The sequence below is a fragment of the Paracoccus actinidiae genome (assembly GCF_030863885.1).
Lineage (GTDB): Bacteria > Pseudomonadota > Alphaproteobacteria > Rhodobacterales > Rhodobacteraceae > Paracoccus > Paracoccus everestensis.
Map to the genome: position 1 here is coordinate 1,510,140 of NZ_CP132956.1, position 23,718 is coordinate 1,533,857.

Consider the following 23,718-nt stretch of genomic DNA (forward strand, 5'->3'; position numbering starts at 1 on the left):
TTCCCATCCCCTTGTCGAAATTGAACACGCGTTTAATTGCCCGGCCTGCCCGGATTTGGCAAGGGTTGCAGGCCGTGGTGGAATTCGGCGGCCAGGTGGCGGACCAGTTCGACCATCGCCTGCTCCCGCGTGGCGCCCGCAGCGGTGGCGCGGGCCAGGACGGCGCGCTGGCGCGCGGCGGACCCGCCCGATCCCACCATTTCGCGCGTATGGGCGACTTGGGGCTGGCTGCCCAAGGCATCGGCGTCCGGGGCGATCAGGGCCAGCCAATCCTCGATGGCTTCGGCAAAGGGGATGATCTGTCCGGCGCCAAAGTCGATCATTCCTTCGGTCATGCCGTAACGAACGGCCCGCCAGCGGTTCTCGCCCAGCAAAAAGGGGTCGTATTGCCGCCAGCGTTGGTTCTGCCGCGACAGGCGCCACAGCATCCGCAGCGTGGCCTGGTTCAGCGCCGCCAGCGTGATCGTGTCGTCCAGCCGAGGCGAGGCGTTGCAGACCCGCGTTTCCAGCGTCGGAAACCTGGACGAGGGCCGCAGATCCCACCAGATCTTGGAACTGTCCTCGATGATGCCCAGGTCGGCCAGCGCCCGGATCGACCGGTCGTATTCGTCCCAGCCCCCGAACTGCGGGGGAAAGCCGGTCCGGGGCATCCCGCCAAAGACGGTGGTGCGATAGGATGCAAGCCCCGTATCGCTGCCCTGCCAGAAGGGGCTGGAGGCCGACAGCGCCAGCAGATGCGGCAGGAAATAGGTCATCTGGTTCATCAGGTCGATGCGCATGGCGGGCGATTCGATGCCCACATGGACGTGCATCCCGCAGATCAGCATCCGGCGCGACACCGCCCCCATGTCGCGCGACAACTGGTGATAGCGGTCCTTGTCGGTGTGGAACTGGTCGCGCCAGTCCGCGAAGGGGTGGCAAGACGCCGAAATGGGCACCAGCCCGTATTCCCCCGCGATCCGCGCCACCGTCCGGCGCAGATGCGCCAGGTAATCGCGCGCCTGGGCGATGTCGGCAGATACCGGCGTTCCGACCTCGATCTGGCAGCGCAGGAATTCGGGGCTGACGGCGTCGCCCAGGGCGTCCCGGCAATCGGCCATCATGGCATCGGGGGCAGGGGCAAGCTGGCCCGTATCCGGGCTGACAAGCAGGTATTCTTCCTCGATGCCAAGGGTGAAAGGGGGCTCGTCGGACATGGGCTTCCTTTGCTGACTTGTGTGGGATGGAAGCGCGCGGCTGCCCGCAATGCAAGGGGCGGGTCAAGGAAAGGGCGGGGATGATCCCCGCCCTTTGTTGTCTCAGTCCATGGCGCGGAAGTTGAATTCCCCGCCTTCCTTGATGCCCGATGGCCAGCGGGCCGTGACCGTCTTGGTCCGGGTGTAGAACCGGAAGGCGTCCGGCCCGTGCTGGTTCAGGTCGCCGAAGCCCGATTTTTTCCAGCCGCCAAAGGTGTGGTAGGCCAGCGGAACCGGGATCGGCACGTTGATGCCCACCATGCCGATGTTGATGCGGCTGGCGAAATCGCGGGCGGTGTCGCCGTCGCGGGTGTAGATCGCGGTGCCGTTGCCGTATTCATGGCTCATCGCCAGGCCGATGGCTTCCTCGTATGATCCGGCGCGGACGGTCGACAGGACCGGGCCGAAGATCTCGGTCTTGTAGATGTCCATGTCGGGGGTCACGCGGTCGAACAGGTGAGGGCCGACGAAGAAGCCGTTCTCGTAGCCCTGCAGGTGGAAATCGCGGCCGTCGATGACGAGTTCTGCGCCATGGTCCACGCCCGTCTGCACCAGCCGCAGGATGTTTTCCTTGGCCGCCTTGGTGACAACCGGGCCGTAATCCACGTCATTGCCGGCGGTCCAGGGACCGACCTTCAGCTTTTCGATCCGCGGGATCAGGCGTTCGATCAGCGCGTCGGCGGTCTTTTCGCCCACCGGGACGGCCACGGAAATCGCCATGCAGCGTTCGCCCGCCGCGCCATAGCCCGCGCCGACCAATGCATCCGCCGCCTGATCCAGATCGGCGTCCGGCATAATGATCATGTGGTTCTTGGCGCCGCCAAAGCATTGCGCCCGCTTGCCCGTCGCCGCCGCGCGTTCATAGATGTACTGCGCGATCGGGGTCGATCCGACAAAGCCCACGGCCTGCACGGTCGGGTTGTCCAGGATCGCATCGACGCTGTCCTTGTCGCCGTTCACGACTTGCAGGATGCCGTCGGGCAGGCCTGCCTCTTGCAGCAGCCCGGCCAGCATCAGCGGCACGGACGGGTCGCGTTCCGACGGCTTCAGGATCATCGCGTTCCCGGCAGCCAGGGCCGGACCCATCTTCCACAGCGGGATCATGGCGGGAAAGTTGAAGGGCGTGATGCCCGCCACCACGCCCAGCGGCTGGCGCATGGAATACATGTCGATGCCGGGGCCGGCGCTGTCGGTGAACTCGCCCTTCAGCAGATGCGGCGCGCCCACGCAGAACTCGATCACCTCAAGGCCGCGCTGAACGTCGCCCTTGGCGTCGGGAAAGGTCTTGCCATGCTCGGACGACAGCGCCTCGGCCAGCTTGTCCATGTCGCGGTTGATCAGGCGCACGAATTCCATCATCACCCGGGCGCGGCGCTGGGGGTTGGTGGCACCCCATTTGACCTGCGCTTCGGCCGCGCGTTCGACGGCATGGTCCAGTTCGGCCTTGGTGGCCAGCGACAGGCGCGCCTGAATCTCGCCCGTGGCGGGGTTGAAGACATCGCTGAACCGGCCCGACGTGCCTTTGTATTCCTTGCCGTCGATCCAGTGGTGAATCTCTTTCATCGCATCCTCCTTGATTGGGCGCAGCCTAGCCTTGCGGAATTGCTGGATAAAGGGGCAGGGTGGCAAAGACGTTTTGCATAATTGCAAAGGGGCAAGGGTGGACTGGGACGACTTGCGCATCTTTCTGGCGGTGGCGCGGGCCGAAAGCCTGTCCGGCGCGGGCCGCAGGCTGGGCATGGACGCGTCCACGGTCGGGCGCCGAATCGCGCGGCTGGAGGCATCCGTCGGTGCGGCGCTGTTCGCCAAGACACCGCAGGGATACGCCCTGACGGCCGAGGGGGCACGCCTGGTCGCCCCCGCCGAGGCCGCCGAGCAGGGCGCCAATGCCGCAGCCGAGGCGACCCGCCGCGAGGCCGGCCTGACCGGCCAGTTGCGCATCGGCGCGCCGGATGGCTGCGCGAATTATTTGCTGCCGCAGGTGGCGCGCGACCTGTGCGCCGCCCATCCGGGGCTGGAAATCCAGATCGTCGCCCTGCCGCGCGTCGTGAACCTGACCAAGCGGGAGGCCGACATGGCTGTGGCGGTCTCGCCCCCGGATACGGGTCGGCTGACCGTGCAGCGGTTGACGGATTACCACCTGCACCTGGCCGCGCACGCCGATTACCTGCGCGCCGCCCCGCCGATCCGCGAACTGTCCGACCTGCGCGGGCATCGGATGATCGGGTACATTCCCGACATGATCTTCGACCGGGAACTGGACTATCTGTCGCAGACCGGGGTGCAGTCGGCGGCGATCACCTCGAACTCGGTGTCGGTGCAGATGCAGGCGATCCGGGCGGGGGCGGGCGTCGGCATCGTGCATGACTTCGCCATTCCCTTTGCGCCGGGGGTGGAACTGGTGCTGCCCGAACGCATCGCCCTGAAGCGCAGCTTCTGGTTGATCCGCCACGCCGACGACCGCGCGTCCCGGCGGCTGTCACTGCTGGCCGACCTGCTGGCGCAAGGCCTGCGGGCCGAGGTCGCGCGCCTGGAATCGCTGCTTTCGGCCTCGCGCCTTTGTAGCCCTTGACGGATCACGATTCGGGGAAAATGATGAACTAGCAATATCGCTATCGGAGAATGCCCCATGCTCGTCAATCAGCTGCTGTCGACCAAATCCAGCTCGGGAAAGCCGGGGATCGAGGCACAGACGATCGTGACCATTCGCCCGGATGCAACCTTGGGCGAAGCGGTGAAGGTTCTGTCCGAGCATCGCATCGGCGCCGTGGTCGTGTCCGAGGACGGAAGGAAACCGCAGGGCATTCTCTCGGAACGCGACATCGTGCGCCAGCTTGGCGCGCAGGGCGCCGGGGTTCTGTCCACCCCGATCAGCGACGTGATGACCCGCGCCGTGCAGACCTGCACGATGGGCGACGATGCCCTGGCGATCCTGGAACGCATGACCCAGGGGCGGTTCCGGCATATGCCGGTGGTCGATCCCGACGGCAATATGCTGGGCGTGGTGTCCATCGGCGATGCGGTCAGCGGGCGGCTCAAGGAACTGGCCGCCGAGAAAGAGGCCCTGACCGGGATGATCATGGGGGCCTGACAGCCTGCGCAATCGCTTGCAATCTTGGCAGGAATCCGCTTTTCCTGCAGGGCAGGCAAGCAAAGGACGCCCGTTCATGCGCATCGGTCTTTATCCCGGCACCTTCGATCCGATCACGCTGGGCCATGTCGACATCATCCAGCGCGCCATGGCGCTGGTGGATCGCCTGGTGATCGGCGTCGCCATCAACCGCGACAAGTCCCCCTTGTTCCGGCTGGAAGACCGCGTGGCGATGGTGCAGGCCGAATGCGCCCAGATCACCGAGCGCACCGGGGGCGAGATCGTCGTCCACCCGTTCGAGAACCTGCTGATCGACTGCGCCCGCGACGTGGGTGCCCAGGTCATCGTGCGCGGGCTGCGCGCGGTCGCGGATTTCGAATACGAATTCCAGATGGTCGGCATGAACCGCGCGCTCGATGCCAGCATCGAGACGGTGTTCATGATGGCCGACGCCCGGCGCCAGGCTATCGCATCCAAGCTGGTCAAGGAAATCGCGCGCCTGGGCGGCGACGTGTCGAAATTCGTGACGCCCCCTGTGGCCGAGGCCTTGACGGAACGGTTTCGCGGATAAGGCTTGCGACGAACTGTCGCGCTGCTAGCATCCTTCCGAACGCGCGCCTGCCATGACACCCGGAGGGATTCCTTGGCCCGATCCGACCTGCCCGCGCGCGACCATGCCAACCTGCCCGACATCCTGCCCGAGCCGGGCCATATCGCCCTGTCGGATTTGTCCGATGCCCTGACCCTGGGTTGGCGCGATTTCCGCCGCGCCCCCGCCTTCGGACTGATCTTTTCCGCCTTTTACGTCCTGGGGGGCTGGGCCTTGGCATCCGTTGCCTTTGCATCGGGACAGGACTGGTGGCTGATCCCCTTCATCCTGGGGTTTCCGTTGATCGCGCCCTTTGCCGCTGTGGGCCTCTACGAGGTCAGCCGCCGGATCGAGGCGGGCGAGCCGCTGGAAACCGCCCGCATCCTGCGCGTCGTCTTTGAACAGCGGCAGCGGCAGATCCCGTCCATGGCGATGGTGATCCTGCTGTTGTTCATGTTCTGGGTCTTTGTCGCCCACACGGTTTTCGCGCTGTTCATGGGTGTGTCGGCGCTGACCAACATTACCACCTCGCCCGAGGTGCTGTTTGGGGGCAGGGGGTTGGTGATGCTGGTTCTGGGCACAATGATCGGCGGGGGCTTTGCGGCCGTTCTGTTCTGCTTCACCGTCGTGGGCCTGCCCCTGCTGTTGGACCGAGAAGTCGATTTCATCACCGCCATCATCACGTCCTGCCGGGCGGTTGCGGAAAGCCCGGGCGTGATGGCCGTCTGGGGGGCGCTGATCGCGATCTGGCTGTTCGTGGCGATCGTTCCCGGATTTCTGGGCCTGCTGATCGTGTTGCCGGTGCTGGGCCATGCCAGTTGGCACATCTATCGCCGGGTGATGGGTGGCGGCTAACCCCGCCCGATAAAGGGCATGGTAGTGGCCATCACGGTCATGAACTGGACATTCGCCCCCGGCGGCAGGCTTGCCATGTGCAGAACGGCATCCGCCACCACGGACACGTCCATCAGCGGTTCCGCATCCGGCGCATTGGTGCTGACCTGGGTCAGCAATTCGGTCGCGGCATTGCCGATGTCGATCTGGCCGCAGGCGATGCCAAAGGGACGCCCGTCCAGCGACAGCGACTTGGTCAGCCCGGTCACGGCGTGCTTGGACACGGTATAGGCGACCGATCCAGGACGCGGGGCATGGGCGGAGATGGATCCGTTGTTGATGATCCGCCCGCCTTGCGGATTTTGCCCGCGCATCAGCCGAAAGGCAGCGCGGGCGCAAAGGAACATTCCCGTCACGTTGACCGCGATCACGTCGCGGAAGATGCCGGGGTCGACGGCGTCGGGCGTGGCGGGGCTCGCGCCGCGCCCGGCATTGTTGAACAGCACCTCCAGCCGCCCCCATTCCGCATGGCAGCGGTCGAACGCGGCATCCACCGCAGTTTCACTGGTCACGTCACAGGGCAGGATCAGCGCGGGGTTTTCCCCGGCGGTTTCCCGCAACGCATCGACCCGGCGTCCCAGAAGCGCGACCCGCCAGCCCGCCGCCAGAAAGCGCCGCGCGGTGGCCCGCCCGATGCCGCTGCCTGCGCCGGTGATGATGATGGATCGCGCGCTGCCCATGTCAGACCGCCCGTTGCCGCTGTTCGCCCAGGCCTTCGATGCCCAGCCGCATGACTTGGCCGCGCTGAAGGTAAACCGGAGGCTTCTGCCCCATGCCCACGCCCGGCGGCGTGCCGGTGGCGATCACGTCGCCCGGATGCAGCGTGGTAAAGCGCGAGGCATAGGCCACGATTTCCAAAGGCCCGAACACCATCGTCGCGGTCGTGCCGTCCTGGTAGCGATGCCCGTCCACGTCCAGCCACAAGCGCAGGGCAAGCGGATCGGGGATTTCATCGGCGGTGACCAGCCAGGGGCCGATGGGACCAAAGCCGTCATAGCCCTTGCCCTTGTCCCAGGTGCCGCCGCGCCGCAATTGCCAGTCGCGTTCGCTGATATCGTTGATGAGGCAATATCCGGCGATATGGTCCGCTGCCCGATCCTGCGGAATGTCCCGCCCGCCGTTGCCGATGACGATGCCCAGCTCGACCTCCCAGTCGGTCGTGGACGAATCTGGCGGCAGGGCGAGGTCGTCGTCCGGTCCGGCAATGCAGCTGGTCCATTTGGTGAACAGGATCGGCTCGGCCGGCACGTCCATGCCCGCCTCGGCGGCATGGTCCGCGTAATTGAGACCAACCGCCAGGAATTTGCCGACCCCCGCCACGCAAGCCCCCAGTCGCAGATCCTGCTGCGGGGCGCCCGAAACCAGCGGCAGCGATGCCGGGTCGATCGCGCGCAGCGCGGCCAGCCCCTCAGCCGTCAGGCAGGCGCCGGCGATATCCGCGACATGGGCCGACAGGTCGCGGACCCGGCCATCGCCGTCCAGAAGCCCCGGCCGTTCCGCGCCCTTTGCGCCATATCTGACAAGTTTCATGCATTCCCCCCAATTGCGATGATCGCAAGCCTAACCCATGTTGCAGCACGGGATTTTGCCCGATCGCCAGATGCTTTATGCTGCAGCCGAGGAAAGTCGGACATGGCAAAACGGCCCGCGCGGGACACGGGCCGGCCTGTCTGCACCAAAGTGCCTATTCCGACGCGGGCGGCGCCAGCTTCTTGGTCGGGCCATTGGCAATGGGGTCTTCCTGCCGCTGGACGGATCCTTCGAAATGCGCACCGGATTCGATGGCGATGGTCTTGTGGATAATGTCGCCCTCGACCCGCGCGCTGGCGGACAGGCGGACCTTCAAGCCCCGGACGCGGCCCACGACACGACCGTTCACCACGACCTCGTCGCCCACGATCTCGCCCCGGATGGTGGCGGTTTCGCCGATGACCAGTTGATGCGCGCGGATGTCGCCTTCGACGGTGCCTTCGATCTGGATGTCGCCTTCCGTGCGGATGTTGCCCGTGACCGTCAGGTCCGAGGACAGGATCGACGGCGCGGACCGGCGCGCGGGCGTCGCGGCAACGGCCGTTTCAGTCTTGTGGTCATAGGTGGGGGCGGGTGCCGAAGCGGCGGACCCATCGGGTCCGGGGGGCGTGGGATTTGTCTGCGGTTTCTCGGTTACGCGGGTCTTACTGAACATTGCTTGCAGCCTTGATGAAGCTCATCGGGTCAACGGCCCGACCCTTCATGCGCACCTCGTAATGCAGATGCGGCCCGGTCGAGCGTCCGGTATTGCCCATATCACCGATCCGCTCTCCTTGCGACACCCTTTGGCCGACCTTTACGCGAATCCGCGACAGGTGGCCGTAGCGCGTCTCGACGCCCAGTTCATGTTCGATCTTGATCAGGTTGCCATAGGCGCCCTGACGCCCCGCAAAGGTGACGACCCCGTCGCCCGGTGCATGGATCGGGGTGCCGACCGGGGCGGCCATGTCGATGCCTTCATGCGCGCGGCCCCAACGCCGCCCGAAGCCCGAGGTATAGCGGAACGAATCTTTTACCGGCATTGCCAGCGGCAGCTTTTCCATGGCGATGCGATAGGTGTTCATCTGGTCCAGCGTGACGATGATCTGGTTGGCCTTTGTCTCGCTGTTGGTCAGGGCGGCATTGCCGCGTGTGGAACGGCCCATCGGCGTCAGGGGGCCGCCCTGGCCGGAATAGCCCTCGCGGATGGTGTCCAGCACGTCGTCGGGGTTCATGCCCACCGACCGGAACACCTGATCCAGCGGTTCGACCGACACGCTGACCGCGTCTTCCAGCTGGGTCAGGATTTCATCGTTGCGCGCCAGGATCTGGTCGCGTTCCAAGGCCAGTTCCTCGGCCGTCTGGAGGGCGGCCTCGGCTTGCTGGACGGCAGTGGCGCGTTCGTCGGCGGTTTGGCGCAATTCCCCGGTGAGGATGTCCAGGGCGGCGGCGACTTCCTGTTCGCGGGCAGGCTCGGCTGCGTCGGATCCGGTCGCGTCAACCACGGCGCGGGCATCGTTGCGTTCGCTGATCGCGTCGCGCAGGGTGGACTGGACCATGCCAAGCCCGGCTTCCAACTCGCGGCTGCGCTCCTCGGACTCCAGCAGTTGGGACTGCATCTGCGACACCTGTTCCAGGGCCACGGCAAAGCGGTTCTGCGCGGCCAGCGCCTCGGCCGCGCGGGCGTCGCGTTCCTGGGACAGTTCGGTCAGGCGCGCTTCGAACGAATACTGGGTGCGGGTGATCTGGTCGCGAGCGGACCCTGCGCTGATCGCGTCGATGGCCAGAACCGAGCTTGCGACCAGCGTCCAGCCAAAGGCAAGGGTGATGCCGCTGATGCCGATCAACTGGGTCAAGGGACGGAGGCGGACGAACCGGGTATCGTCATCGGACCGCAGGAACAGGCGCTTTTCAGGCAGAATGCGTCCCAGCGAGGCGTTGAGGCGGTTCGTCACATTCGGCAAATCATGTCCCCCGACAATGCACCCCTGTTTGGCCGGGGCGATCTGGTTCCAGTTGCGGTCGGGTTAATCGCAACTGTGTCGTCCTGGCAACAACCGCAGTCACCTTGGTTCCTTACATGCGCGAAACACCGCCCCTCCGGGCGAAAATCCGCCGAACGCTTGTGCGGAAAACCTGCAACCCTATGAAATTTCATAAGGAAGCGGTCCATTGCGGTCGGCAGGGATACGCAGCGGGCGATCAATGGGCGGAACCGAGCGCTGGTGGCAATCCGGCCTGGGGCAGATCCGGCAAGAAATTCCGATCGGTTCGAAGGCGCGCGGCTTGGTCAGATCCAGCCCATCGGCGTAAACGACGCTGCCTGCATGGGACACCTCGCAACCCAGGCCGATAGCAAAGCGGCGGACCGGGGCGTTGAAGGCGCCTGCGTGTTTCGACACGTCGCGCGACATCAGCAGGTAACGCATTCCGTCCGGCGTTTCGGCCAGCTGGCGCAGGAAGCGCCCCGGCTGTTCGAAGGCCTGGTGGACGTTCCACAGAGGACAGGCGCCACCGAAACGGGCGAATTGCAGCCGCGTGGCGGAATGGCGTTTGGTGATGGTGCCTGCCTGATCGACGCGGACAAAGAAGAAAGGCACCCCCTTGGCGCTTGGCCGCTGGAGCGTGGACAGCCGGTGCGCCACCTGTTCCAGCGATGCGCCGAACAGATGGGACAGCCGTTCCAGGTCGTGGCGTTCCGCCTGGGCTGCGGCCAGAAAGGGGCGATAGGGCATCAGCGCCGCCCCGGCAAAGTAATTGGCCAGGCCCACCCGTGCCACGTCCCGCGCGGTCTGGCTGCGGAACCGTGCCAGATCCAGCGTCGCCTCCAGCAGGTCTGATTGCCGTTCCAGGGCCACCAGGTGCAGCAGCTGGAACAACTGGGTGGGCCGTTCGGCTGCGGCATTCACCTGGATGTCGGACCCTGTGCGGCGAAAGACCGCGTTGGCAGGCAGTTCGGCCCGCGTGACCCGGATTCCGCGTTGCGCCAGGGCGGCGACGCCGGCATCCCAAAGGTCCAGGCGCTGGCCCGCCGGGCAGGCAAAGCGTTCCGCCGCCCGGTCCACGGCGTCGATATAGTTGTCGCAATAATGGAAGAAGTCGCGCACCTCCTCCCACGGGGTTGAAAGGGCATTCTGGCTGGATGCGCCGATCGCCTCGTCCAGGGCGGCCAGGCGTTCCTGGCCTTGGCGGTGGGCGCGGTACAGATCCAGAAAGGCGCGCGCCAGGACCGGGGCGTTGGTCGCAGCCAGGCGCAGGTCGGCCAGGGGCGGGGCGGCGTCGAACAGTGGATCGGCCAGGGCTTCCTGCATGTCGATGACCATGCGTTCCGCATCGCCCGCCGCCAGCGTGGTCAGATCGACGCCGAATTCCTGCGCCAGGCGCAGCAGCACGCCCGCGGAAATCGGACGGTGGTTGTTTTCCATCTGCGACAGATAGGGCAGCGACACCCCCAGCCGTTCGGCAAAGCGCCGCTGGGTCAGCCCGCTGCGGCCCCGCGTTTCGCGCAGCGAGGTGCCTGCATAGATTTTCTGAGTGGCCATGATGATCCCCCATCTTTGCAAAAGCCGCCATAGCGTTTGCAAAGCGGTCCCCGCAAGGGCCGTGATAGGGGAAAGCGGCGGGGTGCAGGTCAGGATCATGGCGTGATCGTGGCCTAAAAACCCTAAGATATCGTTGCTGCTTGCGCGGCGCCCGAAGGCGGGCTTTCATCGCGGCATGAAGCAACGCCCTGGCAGCCGCATCCTGACCGGAACCCGCATTCGCGAACGCCGTCTGGCGCTGTCGCGGCGGCAGGCAGACGTGGCGCGGGCGGCAGGAATTTCAGCGGCTTACCTGAACCTGATCGAACACAATCGCCGTCCGGTGGGCGATCACCTGGTCCTGCGCCTGGCCGCCGCGTTGGAGGTGTCGGCCGCCGAGTTGGCCGAGGGGCGAGAGGAAGCCCAAATCGCCGCCCTGCGCGAGGCGGCGGTGCGCTTGCCCGACAACGTGACCCCGGAACTGGAACAGGCGCCCGAACTGCTGGCCCGATTCCAGGGCTGGGCGGCGGCCCTGATCGCCACCGCGCGCCGGGCCGATGCCCTGGAACGCCAGCTTGTCACGCTGTCGGACCGGATGCGGCAGGATCCCTATCTGCTGACCACCCTGCACGAGGTACTGTCGGCCGTCACCTCGGTCCGGTCCACCGCCTCGATCCTGGCCGAGGGGGGCGAGATCCCGGCCGACTGGCGGGCGCGGTTCCATGCCAACCTGGACGGCGACAGCCTGCGCCTGTCCAATACGGCGCAGGCCCTTGTGGCCTATCTGGACAGCTTTGACACCCAGGACGCCATCTTCACCCCGCAGGAGGAAGTGGAGGCCTGGTTAGCCGCAGGCGCGCCGCCGGTGGACGATGCAGGCGATCTGGCATCCGATGCGGCTCGCGCCCTGGCCCGCGCGCATCTGCGCCGGATGGAGGAGGAAAGGGCGGCCCTGCCGGACGCCGCCCTGGCCGTGGCGGCCGAAGATCCAGACCCCCTGCGCATGGCCGGGCGTTTGCGCCAGCCGCTGGATCTGGTCATGCGCCGCCTGGCGGTGCTGAAGCCCGCAGGCTTCGAATCCGCGGGCCTGCTGGTCTGCGACGGATCGGGGGCGCTGACGCTGCGCCGCCCCGCGCCGGGCTTTCCGCTGCCCCGTCCGGGCGATGCCTGCCCGTTGTGGCCGCTGTTCCAGGCGCTTGCCGTCCCCCAGACCGCCATCGCCAGGCTGGTCGAGGCGCCGTCCGGCCGCCGTTTCCGCACCCTGTCGCTGGCCACCCGCCATCAGCCGCTGGGCACGGATGGCCCGGTCCTGACCCGCGCGCAGATGCTGATCCTGCCCGACGAGGCAGGATCGCCCGCCCGGCCCGACCTGCTGATCGGCCCGGCCTGCCGCATCTGCCCGCGTGCGGAATGCGCGGCGCGGCGCGAACCCTCGATCCTGCTGACGGGGTGAACACAGGCTTTGACAGCAGCCGCCCGACCGTCACATTATCGTGCCATATGGGGGGCCATTCGCCGAATGCTCGATATCCTGATGATCGAGGACGAACCCAACATCGCCGAGGCGGTGCGGTTCATCCTGTCCCGCGAAGGCTGGCAGGTTGCCCTGCACGGCGACGGTCTGGGCGGGATCGAGGCGATCCGGGGGGCCAAGCCGCGTCTGGTGATCCTGGACGTGATGCTGCCGCATCGGTCGGGGACCGAGATCCTGGCCGAACTGCGCGGCGATCACGACCCAAGCCTGGCGGCGACCCCGGTGCTGATGCTGACCGCACGGGGCCAGGCGACGCTGGCGCTGCCGCAGGCGGATGCGGTGCTGGCAAAGCCCTTTGCCAATGACGACCTGCGCGCGATGGTGCGCCGGATGCTGGTCTGACCGCCGTGCCGGACCGGCCGCTGTTTCTTGAACGCGCCTCGTTCCGCCGCCGCCGCCTGGGCGACGCGGCCCGGGTGCTGCCGGTGCTGGCGGCGATCCTGGTCCTGGTGCCGGTCTGGTGGATGCCCGCCCAGGTCAGCTTTGCGGCAGGCGCGGTCTGGCTGTTCGGGATGTGGGCCGGGCTGATCATGGCCATCTGGGCGCTGCACCGCGCCTTGCGCCGGGCCGATGCCGCAACCCTGCGCGCCAGCCGGGAAATCGCCGGGCAAGACGACGATGCCCTTTGAGGCGCTGGTCGCGGGCTGCCTGGCCTATGTCGCGCTGATGTTCGGCGTGGCCTTCGCGGCCGACCGCGCGGCTTCGCAGGGCAGGGTGCGATGGCTGGATCACCCGGCCGTCTATACGCTGTCGCTGTCGGTCTATTGCTCGGCCTGGACCTTTTATGGCGCGGTCGGTTACGCCAGCCGGTCGGGGCTGGAATTCGCCACGATCTATCTGGGACCGACCGTTGTCTTTTGCGGGGCGTGGTGGGGCCTGCGGCGGCTGGTGCGGGTCGCGCGGATGCACCATGTCACGTCCATCGCGGATCTCGTCTCGGCGCGCTTTGGCAAATCCAACCGGCTGGCGGCCCTGGTCACGCTGATCGCGGTGATCGCCGCCACGCCCTATGTCGCGCTGCAACTGCAATCGGTCAGCCTGTCGTTCGAGGTGTTTGCCACCGACAGCCTCACGGACATCCCCATGGCCGGGGGTGGGGGAACGGCGCTGTGGGTGGCGGGCGGGCTGGCCCTGTTCACCATCATCTTCGGCACCCGCAACCTGGCCGCCGACGAACGCCACCACGGCGTGGTCACCGCCATCGCATTGGAGGCGCTGGTCAAGCTGCTGGCCTTTCTGGCGCTTGGGGCATTTGTCGTCTGGGGCCTGGCCGACGGCCCCCTGGATATGCTGCACCGGATCGAAGAAACGGCCGCAAGTCCTGAACATGGCGGCTGGATCCTGCGCCCGGACCGCTGGACCGCGCTGATCATCGTGTCGGGCGCGGCGATCATCGCCCTGCCGCGGATGTTCCAGGTGCTGGTGGTCGAGGCGGCGGACGAAGACCGCCTGAGCGTCGCGGGCTGGGCCTTTCCGGCCTATCTGTTCGCGATGTCGCTGTTCGTGCTGCCGATCGCCGTGATGGGCCAGCAGCTTCTGCCCGCAGATGCCAATCCCGACCTGTATGTGCTGACGCTGCCTGCGCAATCGGGCCAGAACTGGCTGGCCTTCCTGGTGTTCCTTGGCGGTTTTTCCGCGGCCACATCCATGGTGGTGGTTTGCACGATCGCCCTTGCCACCATGATCTCGAACCACTGGCTGGTGCCCTTGTGGCTGGGGCTTCGCCGCAAGCCGCAATCGGACGATCCCGAGGATCTGCGCGGCTTCGTCCTGGGTGCCCGGCGGCTGGCGATTTTGGCGGTGATGGCGGTGGGCTGGGTTTATTACCGGGCCACCGGGGGGACGACGGCGCTTGCCTCGATGGGGCTGGTGGCGTTCACCGGCATGGCGCAGGTGCTGCCGGCGATGATCGGCGGCCTGCTGTGGCGCGGTGCCAACCGGCATGGCGCTTATGCCGGGGTGGGGACCGGCTTCCTTTTGTGGCTGGCGCTGATCTTTCTGCCCTCGGTCGGGATCGGGGGGGCGCCAACCCTGCCGCCGGGGGTGGATCCGCTGGCCTTCGCGATCTTCCTGTCGCTGACCCTGAACACGCTGGCCTTTATCGCGCTGTCGATCTTTGGGATGCCCGACCCGGTGGAACGGCTGCAAGGCCTGTCCTTTGTCAGCGCCGTCGATCCGGTCCGCCACCGGCGCTTGTCGCGCGGCGCCGATCAGGTGGAACCGCTGCTGGTCATGGCCCGCCGCGTCTGGGGGGCCGAGGATGCGCTGCGCTTCTTTCAGTCCGAGGCCGCGTTCCAGGGCAAGTCCGGCTATCTGCCCGACCTGACCCCGCGGTTCCTGACGCGGCTGGAACGGCGGCTGGCAGGCTCGATCGGGGCGGCCACCGCCCACGCCATGATCGACAGCGTGGCGGGCGGGTCGGAACTGACCGTGTCGGACCTGATGCAGGTCGCGACCGAGGCACAGCGCGCCAAGGAGGAAACGCAGCGCCTGGAAAACGCCCGCGCCGAACTGGCCCGCACCGCAACCCAGTTGCGGGAAGCGAATGACAAGCTGACCGCGCTGTCGGTGCAGAAGGACGCATTCCTGGGCCAGATCAGCCACGAATTGCGCACGCCCATGACCTCGGTCCGGGCGTTTTCGGAAATCCTGCGCACGCCCGATCTGCCTGCCGCCGACCGCGACCGCTTTGCCAAGATCATCTATGATGAATCCGGGCGGCTGACGCGCCTGCTGGACGACCTGCTGGATTTGTCGGTCCTGGAAAGCGGGCAGGCGCAGCTTTCGGTCACCCCCGCCAACCTGCACAACCTGATCGACCGCGCGCTGTCCGCCGCATCCGCCACCCGCCCCGAACGCGTCTTCCGCATCGAGCGAGAGCCGCTGGCAGAATATGTCGGCATCATCACCGACGCCGACCGGCTGTTGCAGGTGCTGATCAATGTCATCAGCAATGCGCGCAAGTATTGCGACGCCGAGCCGCCGGTTCTGTCGATCAGGGTGCGCCGGACCCTGCGGGGCAGCGCGCAGATCGACATCATCGACAACGGATCGGGCATCGAGGCCGCGCGCCAATCCCTGATCTTCGAGAAATTCGCTCGCCTGAACGATCCGGCGCGGGCAGGGGGGGCGGGGCTGGGCCTGGCGATCTGCAAGGAAATCATGGCGAACCTGGGCGGGGAAATTTCCTATCTGCCCGGGCAGGGGGGCGCGGCCTTTCGCATCCTGCTGCCACGGCGTCCCCCGGTGCCGGTGAATGCCGGGCTGCGGCGGGCATAAACCCTTTCTCAACCGCTTTTTGCCACATTGCAGGTCAGGCAAGGGCGATTCGGGGCAATCATGGCGCAATCTGGTCAGGCAGGACTGCTAAGGACGCTGCTCCGGGCGCGGAACCGCGACGCGGACAAGCCGGGCCGAATTCCCCAGCCGCAGCCCTTGTCGCCTGCCCGCGCGGCGGCCAATGCGGTGGGGCGCGCTGCCGAACGGCTGTATCGCCTGCCTGTCCTGCCGGTCGAGATCAAGCCGGGCATGGCGACGCTGGCGGAATTGCCGGAACTGCTGCCCGACCAGTCGTTGCTGGTGGTCCTGCAGGGACCGGGCGACCAGATCGGCGTCATGGCGCTTGGGTTCGAAGCCGTAACCGCGCTGATCGAGGTCCAGGCCCTGGGACGCATCACCGCCCGCCCCGCCGAACGCCGCCGCCTGACCCGCAGCGACGCGGCCATCTGCGTTGATTTCGTCAATGCCCTGATGGCGGATCTGGGAACGGAAATGGCGGCGGTGGACGGATTCGGCCCTATCCAGGGCTATCGCTATGCGACCCATCTAGACGATCCGCGCCCGCTCATCCTGATGCTGGAGGATCGGCCTTATCGCAGCTTGGCCTTCGATCTGCGGTTTGGGGCTGCGGAAACCCGTGACGGCCAGATCCTGATCGCAGTGCCGCACAAGCCTGACGCGCGCCCTGCCCTGCCGCAGCCTGTTGCCCGGAATGCGGCCCCGTCCGCAAATGCCGGGGCGGCGCCGGCCGCGACCCTGGCCTCTGCCATGGCCGCAGCCCCGGTCGAGGTCGTGGGCGTCCTGTGCCGACGCACCATGACCCTGGGCGAATTGCGTGCCCTGGTTCCCGGCAAGCTGATGCCCCTGCCGCGCGTCACCCTGATCGATGCGCGTCTGGAAACGCCGGACGGCCAGTTGCTGGCCACCGGCAAGCTGGGCGAGGCCGAGGGATGCCACGCCTTGCGCCTGCATGACCCCGTCGATGCGGCGGCTTCCCCCCGGCTTGACCCGGTTTCCCAGCCCTCCGCGCTGCCCCCGGCAGACTTGGCCGACCGCGACCCGTTCCGGGCCGCGCTCGACGTGGGAACCGGCGGCGCGGACGGCATGGCGGCGCGTGCCCTTGGGGCATGAAATGTTCTTTACACTTGAAATCCTTGCGTTGTGGCCGCATTTAACCCCGGTCCCGAATCAGCCGGGTCGATCACGATGGAGTAGTCATGGCCAAGGAAGAAATGCTCGAATTCCCGGGTGTCGTGAAGGAACTCTTGCCGAATGCGACGTTCAGGGTCGAGCTGGAAAACGGCCATGAGATCATCGCGCATATGGCAGGAAAGATGCGCAAGAACCGTATCCGGGTTCTTGCCGGCGACAAGGTTCAGGTAGAAATGAACACCTATGACCTGTCCAAGGGACGGATCAATTACCGCTTCAAGTGATGCGGGCGCCGCGATGACCGTGCGCCCCCTGGCCGCATCGCGCCCGCGTCTGATCCTGGGTTCGGCAAGCCCGCGCCGTCTGGATCTTCTGGCGCAGATCGGCATCGTCCCCGACGACATCCGCAGCGCCGATATCGACGAAACTCCCATAAAGGGCGAGTTGGCGCGCGATTATGTGCGGCGCATCGCCATTGCCAAGGCGCAGGCTATCGACCTTGCGCCCGGTGACGTGCTGCTTTGCGCCGATACCACGGTTGCGGTGGGCCGCCGCATCCTGGGCAAGCCGGAATCGCGCCTGGAAGCCGCCGATTTCATGCGCTTGATGTCGGGCCGCCGCCACCGCGTCCTGACCGCCATCGTCCTGCGCCAGGATGGCCGTACGCGCGATCGTCTGGTGGAAACCACCGTGCGGATGCGCCCCATCGGCGTCACCGAACTGGAAGCCTATCTTGATATCGGCGACTGGCAGGGCAAGGCCGGGGGCTATGCCATCCAAGGGGCTGCCGCGGCGTTCATCCCCTGGATTCAAGGGTCGTTCTCGGCCGTTGTCGGCTTGCCGTTGTCGGAAACCGCCGCGATGCTGGCCGCCAGCGGCATTACCATGAAAGGATCCTGCCTATGAAGGGACGACAGGTCGTTCTGGGCCATCTGTTTGGCACCGAGGCTGCCGCCCTGATGCAGGACGGCGTGCTGACCGACCTGTTGGTGGATGCCAGCAGGCTGGCCCCCCTGGTGCCCGGCGATATCTGCCGGGGCGTGGTCGAGCGCCTGATGAAGGGGCAGGGCGGCGTCTTCCTGCGCCTGCCCGAGGGTCAGCGCGGCTATCTGCGCGACCGGTCCGGCCTGCGCGAAGGTCAGGCCCTGCTGGTCCAGGTGGCTGGCGTGGCCGATGAAGGCAAGGCTGTTCCCGTGACCTCGCGCATCGTGTTCCGTGGCCGGCACGCGCTGGTGACGCCCGGCGCGCCCGGCATCAATGTCTCGCGCCGCATCCGGGACGATGATCTGCGCGCCGAACTGACCGCCCTGGGCGAGACCGCTGCCCCCCCCGAAGGTACCGGCATCATTTTCCGCAGCCTGTGCGACGTGGCGCCAATGGACGAGATTGCCGGGGAATTGCGTAGCCTTCTGGATTTGTCCGCCAAGGTCGCGGGCGAACAGGCAGGACCACCCGAATTGCTGCTGGGGGCGCCTTCGCCCCATGAGCAGGCCTGGATGGATTGGGCCGATCCCGAACCCGACGCGATCGAGGAGGGCGAGGACAGCTTCGACCGCTGCGGCGTCATGGAAGCCGTCGATGCCCTGTTGTCCCCCGACCTGCCCTTGCCGGGCGGCGGCCATGCCATCATCGAGCCTACCCGAGCGCTGCTGGCCATCGACGTGAACACCGGCTCGGACGCCAGCCCCGCCGCCGCGCTCAAGGCCAATATCGCGCTTGCCCGCGACCTGCCGCGCCAGTTGCGCCTGCGCGGCCTTGGCGGGCAGGTGGTGGTCGATTTCGCCCCCATCCCCAAGCGCGACCGCGCCACGCTGGACCAGGTGCTGCGCGCCGCCTTCAAGGGCGAAAGCGCGGAAACGTCGCTGATCGGCTGGACCACGATGGGCCTTTACGAGATCAACCGCAAACGCGACCGCATCGCCCTGCACCGTCTGGCCGCGGGGGCGGACTGATGGCCTGCCCGATCTGCACCAAGAACAGCGTCCCGGCCTATCGTCCGTTCTGTTCGAAACGCTGCGCCGATGTCGATCTGGGCCGCTGGCTGCGCGGCGCCTACGTCATCCCTGGCCAGCCGGATGAGGATCTGCCCCCGGATCACGGCGGGGAAAGCGAAAAAAACAATGGTGAGGGACTGGACAGCCGCCCCAAGCGCCCGTAAACACCGCCCACACCACGCGCCCAACGGCGCGACAGGGCGCCCGGATAGCTCAGTTGGTAGAGCAGCGGATTGAAAATCCGCGTGTCGGCGGTTCAAATCCGTCTCCGGGCACCATTCACCCAGGCAGTTTTTCTTACGGACCACTGGCGGGAAAGCGCGTCTTGTCGCATCCTGCAAAGGTCGGTCGGGGCTTGCGCCGGAGGGGTTCGCGGTGCAGATGCAAGGGCGGCCTGCGCGTGTCGAGGATCGGCAAGGCCTTCAGTTGAATAACCGTGATTGTGGCGGAAGAAGGTTTTGTCACCCGCCATCAATCCCTTGCAGGAGCGGCGGATGTCCGACAACACTCCGGGACCAGTCGAACGCGACTGGTCCGACGCGATTTCCCCCATCGAGGAAATCATCAACGAGGCCCGCAATGGCCGGATGTTCATCCTGGTCGATCACGAGGACCGGGAAAACGAAGGCGACCTGGTGATCCCCGCGCAGATGGCCACGCCCGAGGTCATCAACTTCATGGCCACCCATGGGCGCGGTCTGATCTGCCTGTCCATGCCCGGCGCGCGCATCGACGCGCTGGGCCTGCCGCTGCTGAGCGCCAAGAACTCCAGCCGGCACGAGACCGCCTTCACCATGTCGATCGAGGCGCGCGAAGGCGTGACCACCGGGATTTCTGCCCAGGACCGCGCGCTGACCGTCGCCGTGGCCATCGATCCCACCAAGGGGCCGGGCGACATCGCAACCCCCGGCCACATCTTTCCGCTGCGCGCCCGCGATGGCGGCGTGCTGGTCCGCGCCGGCCATACCGAGGCCGCGGTCGATGTCGCGCGGCTGGCGGGGCTGAACCCCTCGGGCGTGATCTGCGAGATCATGAACGACGACGGCACCATGGCGCGGCTGCCCGACCTGGTGGCCTTTGCCCAGAAGCACGGGTTGAAGATCGGCACCATCAGCCAGTTGATCGCCTATCGCCGCCGCCACGACAACCTGATCGCCGAACGCGGGCAGATGGCTGTCCAGTCGGCGCATGGCGGTGAGTGGATGATGCGCATCTTTGCCGACGACACCACCGGCGCGGAACATATCGTGCTGACCAAGGGCGATCTGGCAGCACCCGGCCCGGTCATGGTGCGGATGCACGTGCTGGATCCCCTGCACGATGTGCTGGGCATCGGGCGCGAAAACGCCGGGTCTCTGGGCAGCGCCATGCAGGTCATCGCCGAGAAGGGCAGGGGTGTGGTCGTGCTGTTCCGCGACATCGAACCGCGCCTGCCGCGCCAGGACGAGGTGTCTTCCCATGTTCTGCGGCAATACGGGCTGGGCGCACAGATCCTGTCCGTGCTGGGTTTGTCGGAACTGATCCTGCTGACCAACTCGGCGCCGGTCCGGGTGATCGGGCTTGATGCCTATGGCCTTTCCATTCATTCCACCCATCCGGTTCCCAAGGGATAAGCCATGGCCGCCAGCATTGAACATTACCAACTGCCGCTGCCGCCCGCCGAGGGGGCCCGCCTGCTGATCGTGGTCGCGCCTTATTACCGCCAGATCGCCGACGGGCTGGTCGAGGGCGCGCGCGCCGTCGCGGTCCAGTCAGGCGCCACCGTCGATCTGGTCGAGGTGCCGGGCGCGCTGGAAATCCCCACCGCCATCGCGCTTGCCGCCAGCGGCGGTCTTTACGACGGCTATGTGGCGCTTGGCTGCGTGGTCCGGGGCGAGACGACGCATTACGACACGGTCTGCAACGACAGTTCCCGCGGGCTGACGCTGCTGGGCTTGCAGGGACATTGCATCGGCAACGGCATCCTGACGGTGGAAAACATCCACCAGGCCGAGGTCCGGGCCGATCCGCAGGGCCAGAACAAGGGCGGCGGCGCGGCGGCGGCTGCGCTGCACCTGATCGCGCTGAAACGGCGCTGGAACCCTGCGTGACCGTAGGGCGGCGGGGTGCGACTTCTAGTCGATTGTGACCGCCCCCCGCCCGTGCCACCTTTGTCGCCAAAGAAAGCCGAGGGGGGAAACCATGCGCTTTCCGTGGATTGGCCGGATTGCCGGTGTGGTCGCGGCTGTCCTGGTGCAGGCGGAGGCGGGCCTTGCGCAGCAGGCGCCGCTGCCCGTGGTCACCATCGGCACCCTGGAAAACGGCACCGTCAATTGGGAACTGCGCACCATTCAGGATCGCGGCTTCGACCGCGAGAACGGCTTCGAATTGCGGATGCAGCCCTTTGCCGGCAATCCCGCCACCCAGGTCGCCATGCAGGGCGGACAGGTCGATGCGATCGTGTCGGACTGGATTTGGGTGGCGATCCAGCGGGCCAACGGCGCGCCTTTCACCTTCTGGCCTTATTCCACCGCCGTGGGCGGGCTGGTGGTTCCCGCCGACAGCCCGGCGCGCAGCCTTGAGGATCTGGAGGGGGAAAGGATCGGCATCGCAGGCGGGCCGGTGGACAAAAGCTGGCTGATCCTGCGCGCCTGGCATCGCCGGCAGACCGGCCGCGATCTGGCCGATGTCACGCAACAGGTCTTCGGCGCCCCGCCGATGATCCAGAACGCGGCGGAAACCGGACAGGTCGCGGGGGCGATCAACTTCTGGCATTTCATGGCCAAGATGCAGGCGGCTGGGATGCGAGAGGTCGTCAGCGTGTCCGACGCCGCCAAGGGGCTGGGGCTGGATCCGGGCACGCCGCTTTTGGGATATGTGCTGCGCGACGACTGGGTGGCCGCGAACCCCGATCTGGCACGCGGGCTGGCGCGGGCTTCGCGCCAAGCCAAGGATCTGCTGGCAGCCGACGACGCGGCCTGGCAAGCCCTGCGCCCGATGATGGGCGCCGATACGGATGCGGAATTTGCGGCCCTGCGCGACGGCTGGCGGGCGGGCATCCCGCCAGAAGGCCCGGTCGATGCCGGGGACGCGCAAAGCCTGTTTTCCCTGCTGGCGGACCTGGGCGGCGACGATCTGACGGGCGGGCTGACCGAATTGCCGCAAGGGTTGTTCTGGCAAGGTGAGTGACGCGTCCCCCCGCAAGCGCCCCGGCCTTGTGCCGGGCATCCTGTCGGTCCTGGTGTTGCTGGCCTTGTGGATGGCGGTGGCGGGCGTGGCCGGTGATCCGCGCACCATGCCTTCGCCCCTGCTGGTGGCGGCGCGGATCGTCGATCTGGCTGTGACGGGGGAACTGTGGCTGCACGGGGGGGCGACGCTGTTGCGGGTGCTGGCTAGCTTTGCCATCGCCATGGCGGTGGGTGGGGCCCTGGGACTGTGGATGGGCCGGTCGCGTCGTGCGGATCACTGGCTGAACCCTGCCCTGGTGATCGCCTTAAACGTGCCTGCCTTGGTGGTGATCGTGCTGGCCTATATCTGGATCGGCCTGAACGAGGTCGCCGCCGTCACGGCCGTCGCCCTGAACAAGATCCCCGTCGTCACCGTGATGCTGCGCGAGGGCAGCCGCGCGCTGCGTCCCGACTTGGACGACATGGCGCGTGTTTTCGCGATGGGATGGTGGGCGCGGCTGCGCCATGTCGTGCTGCCCCAGCTTGGCCCCCATATCGCGGCGGCGGCGCGGGCGGGGATTTCGCTGATCTGGAAGATCGTGCTGGTGGTCGAATTCCTGGGCCGGTCGAACGGCGTCGGCTTCAAGATCCACCTGCTGTTTTCCTCCTTTGACGTGGCGGGCGTGCTGGCCTGGGCCTCGGCCTTCGTGGCGGTGATGCTGCTGATCGACCTTGCCGTCCTGCGTCCGTGGGAGGCTGGCGCGAACCGCTGGCGGCGCGATGAGGCTTGATCTGGCGGGTAAGTCCTTTGCGGACCGCCCGGTGCTGGGCGCTTTGAACCTGGCCGTCGAGCGCGGTCAGCGCGTGGCGATCTTGGGTCCGTCGGGCATCGGCAAATCGACGCTGCTGCGGATCCTGGCCGGGCTGGACCGCGATTTCCACGGTCAGCTTCAGGGCGGCGAAAAGCTGGCCCTTGTGTTTCAGGAGCCGGTCCTGCTGCCTTGGCGGCAGGCGGTGGCCAATATCACCCTGCCCACGGGTTGCGACCAAGCCCAGGCCCGCGCGCTGCTTGCCGATGTGGGCCTGGCAGGCCACGAGGACAAGTTTCCCCGCCAGTTGTCCTTGGGCCAGCAGCGCCGCCTTTCGCTGGCCCGCGCCTTTGCCGCACGTCCCGACATCCTGCTGATGGACGAACCCTTTGCCAGCCTTGACCCGGACACGGCAGGCCGGATGCTGGATCTGACCGCACGTCTGCTGGATCGCAGCGGCGCGGGGCTGATCCTGGTCACGCATGACGCGGCCGAGGCTGCCCGGCTGGGCGCCGCCCCGATCCGGCTGGCGGGCAATCCGGCGGCTGTCGTCCCCTGTTGACGCCCGCTTCTCGACCGGTCGCAGCCCCGGCGTGCCTGCAACAAAGGCGGCTGTCGGCATCATGGCCCGCGACCGCGACACCCCATCGTGCCGCCGCCTTGCCGCGACAGGTTCTCGCATAACCGCATCACTCCTGCAAAATCCGCGACTCGCAAAGACAGCCGGTTCGCACTGACGCCAGATCCGGGATCTGGCCCGCGACGGTGATATGGGCATGGCCCAGCATCTGCACGCCGTTCAGGGTCAGGAACGCCCGGCCGTCCAGCGTTTCCGCGTCGGGATCGTTGCCGCAAACGAACTGGCACCTGTCCTTGGCCTGGTCGTGCCGCCGGGCGTGGCGACATTGGCCCGGGCGCCGCACCAGCCGGGGGAGGGAGGCACGACGATCCAATTCGTCGACCTA

At 66.9% G+C, this 23,718-nt stretch carries 26 protein-coding genes and 1 tRNA gene; 19 read left to right on the forward strand and 8 right to left on the reverse strand.

What is annotated here, in order from left to right; translation table 11 throughout:
- Window positions 1-32 precede the first annotated feature (32 nt).
- Window positions 33-1,196, reverse strand: a complete 1,164-nt coding sequence (locus tag Q5701_RS07660) for a carboxylate-amine ligase (protein WP_306754670.1) — start codon at window positions 1,194-1,196, stop codon at window positions 33-35.
- A gap of 102 nt (window positions 1,197-1,298) precedes the next feature.
- The gene (locus Q5701_RS07665) at window positions 1,299-2,798 is read right to left on the reverse strand and encodes a CoA-acylating methylmalonate-semialdehyde dehydrogenase (protein ID WP_306754672.1); all 1,500 of its coding nucleotides are present in this window, start codon (window positions 2,796-2,798) and stop codon (window positions 1,299-1,301) included.
- A gap of 97 nt (window positions 2,799-2,895) precedes the next feature.
- On the opposite strand from Q5701_RS07665, the gene Q5701_RS07670 reads away from it, so the two are divergent.
- The 4 genes from Q5701_RS07670 (at window position 2,896) to Q5701_RS07685 (ending at window position 5,770) form a co-directional block, all read left to right on the forward strand.
- On the forward strand, window positions 2,896-3,807 hold the full coding sequence (locus Q5701_RS07670; protein ID WP_306754673.1) for a LysR family transcriptional regulator: 912 nt from the start codon (window positions 2,896-2,898) through the stop codon (window positions 3,805-3,807).
- A 57-nt stretch (window positions 3,808-3,864) separates the two neighbouring features.
- Window positions 3,865-4,326 carry a CBS domain-containing protein gene (locus Q5701_RS07675; RefSeq protein WP_306754674.1) on the forward strand — a complete coding sequence of 154 codons (462 nt, stop codon included), beginning with the start codon at window positions 3,865-3,867 and terminating at the stop codon, window positions 4,324-4,326.
- Between the two features lie 76 nt (window positions 4,327-4,402).
- A complete protein-coding gene (gene coaD / locus Q5701_RS07680; RefSeq protein ID WP_306754675.1) occupies window positions 4,403-4,897 on the forward strand; it encodes a pantetheine-phosphate adenylyltransferase in 495 nt (164 codons plus the stop codon).
- A 72-nt stretch (window positions 4,898-4,969) separates the two neighbouring features.
- Window positions 4,970-5,770: a DUF2189 domain-containing protein gene (locus Q5701_RS07685; protein ID WP_306754676.1), complete on the forward strand. Its 801-nt coding sequence runs from the start codon at window positions 4,970-4,972 to the stop codon at window positions 5,768-5,770.
- Here the strand turns inward: Q5701_RS07685 and Q5701_RS07690 are convergent.
- From Q5701_RS07690 to Q5701_RS07710, 5 genes are all read right to left on the reverse strand, one after another.
- Entirely contained in the window at window positions 5,767-6,489 is a 723-nt protein-coding gene (locus tag Q5701_RS07690) for an SDR family oxidoreductase (RefSeq protein ID WP_306754677.1), read from the reverse strand. The two genes, Q5701_RS07685 and Q5701_RS07690, sit on opposite strands and share 4 nt — an antisense overlap.
- A gap of 1 nt (window position 6,490) precedes the next feature.
- Window positions 6,491-7,339 carry a fumarylacetoacetate hydrolase family protein gene (locus Q5701_RS07695; RefSeq protein WP_306754678.1) on the reverse strand — a complete coding sequence of 283 codons (849 nt, stop codon included), beginning with the start codon at window positions 7,337-7,339 and terminating at the stop codon, window positions 6,491-6,493.
- 154 nt (window positions 7,340-7,493) lie between these two features.
- Window positions 7,494-7,994: a bactofilin family protein gene (locus Q5701_RS07700; RefSeq protein WP_306754680.1), complete on the reverse strand. Its 501-nt coding sequence runs from the start codon at window positions 7,992-7,994 to the stop codon at window positions 7,494-7,496.
- Complete coding sequence (locus Q5701_RS07705) at window positions 7,984-9,282, reverse strand: DUF5930 domain-containing protein (protein ID WP_373568626.1); 1,299 nt, start codon at window positions 9,280-9,282, stop codon at window positions 7,984-7,986. The genes Q5701_RS07700 and Q5701_RS07705 overlap by 11 nt, the downstream gene beginning before the upstream one ends.
- Window positions 9,283-9,462: 180 nt before the next feature.
- Window positions 9,463-10,860, reverse strand: a complete 1,398-nt coding sequence (locus Q5701_RS07710) for a helix-turn-helix domain-containing protein (RefSeq protein ID WP_306754681.1) — start codon at window positions 10,858-10,860, stop codon at window positions 9,463-9,465.
- Window positions 10,861-11,035: 175 nt separating this feature from the next.
- Between Q5701_RS07710 and Q5701_RS07715 the strand changes: the two genes are divergently transcribed.
- The 15 genes from Q5701_RS07715 to Q5701_RS07785 all read left to right on the forward strand — a co-directional run bounded on the left by Q5701_RS07715 (window position 11,036) and on the right by Q5701_RS07785 (window position 23,315).
- Window positions 11,036-12,292 (forward strand): helix-turn-helix transcriptional regulator, encoded by a 1,257-nt coding sequence (locus Q5701_RS07715; protein WP_306754683.1) that lies wholly within the window; start codon window positions 11,036-11,038, stop codon window positions 12,290-12,292.
- Window positions 12,293-12,358: 66 nt separating this feature from the next.
- Complete coding sequence (locus Q5701_RS07720) at window positions 12,359-12,715, forward strand: response regulator transcription factor (protein WP_306754685.1); 357 nt, start codon at window positions 12,359-12,361, stop codon at window positions 12,713-12,715.
- A gap of 5 nt (window positions 12,716-12,720) precedes the next feature.
- Window positions 12,721-13,002: a hypothetical protein gene (locus tag Q5701_RS07725; protein ID WP_306754687.1), complete on the forward strand. Its 282-nt coding sequence runs from the start codon at window positions 12,721-12,723 to the stop codon at window positions 13,000-13,002.
- Entirely contained in the window at window positions 12,992-15,652 is a 2,661-nt protein-coding gene (locus Q5701_RS07730; protein ID WP_306754688.1) for an ATP-binding protein, read from the forward strand. The genes Q5701_RS07725 and Q5701_RS07730 overlap by 11 nt, the downstream gene beginning before the upstream one ends.
- A 60-nt stretch (window positions 15,653-15,712) precedes the next feature.
- Window positions 15,713-16,783, forward strand: a complete 1,071-nt coding sequence (locus Q5701_RS07735) for a FliM/FliN family flagellar motor C-terminal domain-containing protein (protein ID WP_306754689.1) — start codon at window positions 15,713-15,715, stop codon at window positions 16,781-16,783.
- A gap of 86 nt (window positions 16,784-16,869) precedes the next feature.
- On the forward strand, window positions 16,870-17,088 hold the full coding sequence (infA, locus tag Q5701_RS07740; protein ID WP_036636451.1) for a translation initiation factor IF-1: 219 nt from the start codon (window positions 16,870-16,872) through the stop codon (window positions 17,086-17,088).
- Window positions 17,089-17,101: 13 nt separating this feature from the next.
- Window positions 17,102-17,710: a Maf family protein gene (locus Q5701_RS07745; protein ID WP_306754693.1), complete on the forward strand. Its 609-nt coding sequence runs from the start codon at window positions 17,102-17,104 to the stop codon at window positions 17,708-17,710.
- Window positions 17,707-18,756, forward strand: coding sequence for a ribonuclease E/G (locus Q5701_RS07750; protein WP_306754694.1), 1,050 nt, complete (start codon window positions 17,707-17,709; stop codon window positions 18,754-18,756). The genes Q5701_RS07745 and Q5701_RS07750 overlap by 4 nt, the downstream gene beginning before the upstream one ends.
- A complete protein-coding gene (locus Q5701_RS07755; protein ID WP_234855269.1) occupies window positions 18,756-18,962 on the forward strand; it encodes a DNA gyrase inhibitor YacG in 207 nt (68 codons plus the stop codon). The genes Q5701_RS07750 and Q5701_RS07755 overlap by 1 nt, the downstream gene beginning before the upstream one ends.
- 38 nt (window positions 18,963-19,000) lie before the next feature.
- Window positions 19,001-19,076, forward strand: a tRNA-Phe gene (locus Q5701_RS07760).
- A gap of 216 nt (window positions 19,077-19,292) precedes the next feature.
- Window positions 19,293-20,411, forward strand: a complete 1,119-nt coding sequence (gene ribB / locus Q5701_RS07765; RefSeq protein ID WP_306754696.1) for a 3,4-dihydroxy-2-butanone-4-phosphate synthase — start codon at window positions 19,293-19,295, stop codon at window positions 20,409-20,411.
- A gap of 3 nt (window positions 20,412-20,414) precedes the next feature.
- A complete protein-coding gene (locus tag Q5701_RS07770; RefSeq protein ID WP_306754697.1) occupies window positions 20,415-20,888 on the forward strand; it encodes a 6,7-dimethyl-8-ribityllumazine synthase in 474 nt (157 codons plus the stop codon).
- Between the two features lie 91 nt (window positions 20,889-20,979).
- Window positions 20,980-21,966 carry an ABC transporter substrate-binding protein gene (locus tag Q5701_RS07775; protein WP_306754698.1) on the forward strand — a complete coding sequence of 329 codons (987 nt, stop codon included), beginning with the start codon at window positions 20,980-20,982 and terminating at the stop codon, window positions 21,964-21,966.
- Window positions 21,959-22,735, forward strand: a complete 777-nt coding sequence (locus Q5701_RS07780; RefSeq protein ID WP_306754699.1) for an ABC transporter permease — start codon at window positions 21,959-21,961, stop codon at window positions 22,733-22,735. Before Q5701_RS07775 ends, Q5701_RS07780 begins: the two co-directional genes overlap by 8 nt.
- Window positions 22,725-23,315 carry an ABC transporter ATP-binding protein gene (locus Q5701_RS07785; RefSeq protein ID WP_306754700.1) on the forward strand — a complete coding sequence of 197 codons (591 nt, stop codon included), beginning with the start codon at window positions 22,725-22,727 and terminating at the stop codon, window positions 23,313-23,315. Before Q5701_RS07780 ends, Q5701_RS07785 begins: the two co-directional genes overlap by 11 nt.
- A gap of 127 nt (window positions 23,316-23,442) precedes the next feature.
- On the opposite strand, the gene Q5701_RS07790 is transcribed toward Q5701_RS07785, so the two are convergent.
- Window positions 23,443-23,706: a hypothetical protein gene (locus Q5701_RS07790; protein WP_306754701.1), complete on the reverse strand. Its 264-nt coding sequence runs from the start codon at window positions 23,704-23,706 to the stop codon at window positions 23,443-23,445.
- Window positions 23,707-23,718 lie beyond the last annotated feature (12 nt).

Excerpts from the sequence above, each read along its gene's own strand:
- Q5701_RS07660 (WP_306754670.1), bottom strand. The coding sequence starts at position 1,196 with ATGTCCGACGAGCCCCCTTTCACCCTTGGCATCGAGGAAGAATACCTG.
- Q5701_RS07665 (WP_306754672.1), bottom strand. The coding sequence starts at position 2,798 with ATGAAAGAGATTCACCACTGGATCGACGGCAAGGAATACAAAGGCACG.
- Q5701_RS07675 (WP_306754674.1), top strand. The coding sequence starts at position 3,865 with ATGCTCGTCAATCAGCTGCTGTCGACCAAATCCAGCTCGGGAAAGCCG.
- coaD (WP_306754675.1), top strand. The coding sequence starts at position 4,403 with ATGCGCATCGGTCTTTATCCCGGCACCTTCGATCCGATCACGCTGGGC.
- Q5701_RS07690 (WP_306754677.1), bottom strand. The coding sequence starts at position 6,489 with ATGGGCAGCGCGCGATCCATCATCATCACCGGCGCAGGCAGCGGCATC.
- Q5701_RS07695 (WP_306754678.1), bottom strand. The coding sequence starts at position 7,339 with ATGAAACTTGTCAGATATGGCGCAAAGGGCGCGGAACGGCCGGGGCTT.
- Q5701_RS07700 (WP_306754680.1), bottom strand. The coding sequence starts at position 7,994 with ATGTTCAGTAAGACCCGCGTAACCGAGAAACCGCAGACAAATCCCACG.
- Q5701_RS07710 (WP_306754681.1), bottom strand. The coding sequence starts at position 10,860 with ATGGCCACTCAGAAAATCTATGCAGGCACCTCGCTGCGCGAAACGCGG.
- Q5701_RS07715 (WP_306754683.1), top strand. The coding sequence starts at position 11,036 with ATGAAGCAACGCCCTGGCAGCCGCATCCTGACCGGAACCCGCATTCGC.
- Q5701_RS07720 (WP_306754685.1), top strand. The coding sequence starts at position 12,359 with ATGCTCGATATCCTGATGATCGAGGACGAACCCAACATCGCCGAGGCG.
- Q5701_RS07730 (WP_306754688.1), top strand. The coding sequence starts at position 12,992 with ATGCCCTTTGAGGCGCTGGTCGCGGGCTGCCTGGCCTATGTCGCGCTG.
- Q5701_RS07735 (WP_306754689.1), top strand. The coding sequence starts at position 15,713 with ATGGCGCAATCTGGTCAGGCAGGACTGCTAAGGACGCTGCTCCGGGCG.
- infA (WP_036636451.1), top strand. The coding sequence starts at position 16,870 with ATGGCCAAGGAAGAAATGCTCGAATTCCCGGGTGTCGTGAAGGAACTC.
- Q5701_RS07745 (WP_306754693.1), top strand. The coding sequence starts at position 17,102 with ATGACCGTGCGCCCCCTGGCCGCATCGCGCCCGCGTCTGATCCTGGGT.
- Q5701_RS07750 (WP_306754694.1), top strand. The coding sequence starts at position 17,707 with ATGAAGGGACGACAGGTCGTTCTGGGCCATCTGTTTGGCACCGAGGCT.
- Q5701_RS07755 (WP_234855269.1), top strand. The coding sequence starts at position 18,756 with ATGGCCTGCCCGATCTGCACCAAGAACAGCGTCCCGGCCTATCGTCCG.
- ribB (WP_306754696.1), top strand. The coding sequence starts at position 19,293 with ATGTCCGACAACACTCCGGGACCAGTCGAACGCGACTGGTCCGACGCG.
- Q5701_RS07770 (WP_306754697.1), top strand. The coding sequence starts at position 20,415 with ATGGCCGCCAGCATTGAACATTACCAACTGCCGCTGCCGCCCGCCGAG.
- Q5701_RS07775 (WP_306754698.1), top strand. The coding sequence starts at position 20,980 with ATGCGCTTTCCGTGGATTGGCCGGATTGCCGGTGTGGTCGCGGCTGTC.
- Q5701_RS07785 (WP_306754700.1), top strand. The coding sequence starts at position 22,725 with ATGAGGCTTGATCTGGCGGGTAAGTCCTTTGCGGACCGCCCGGTGCTG.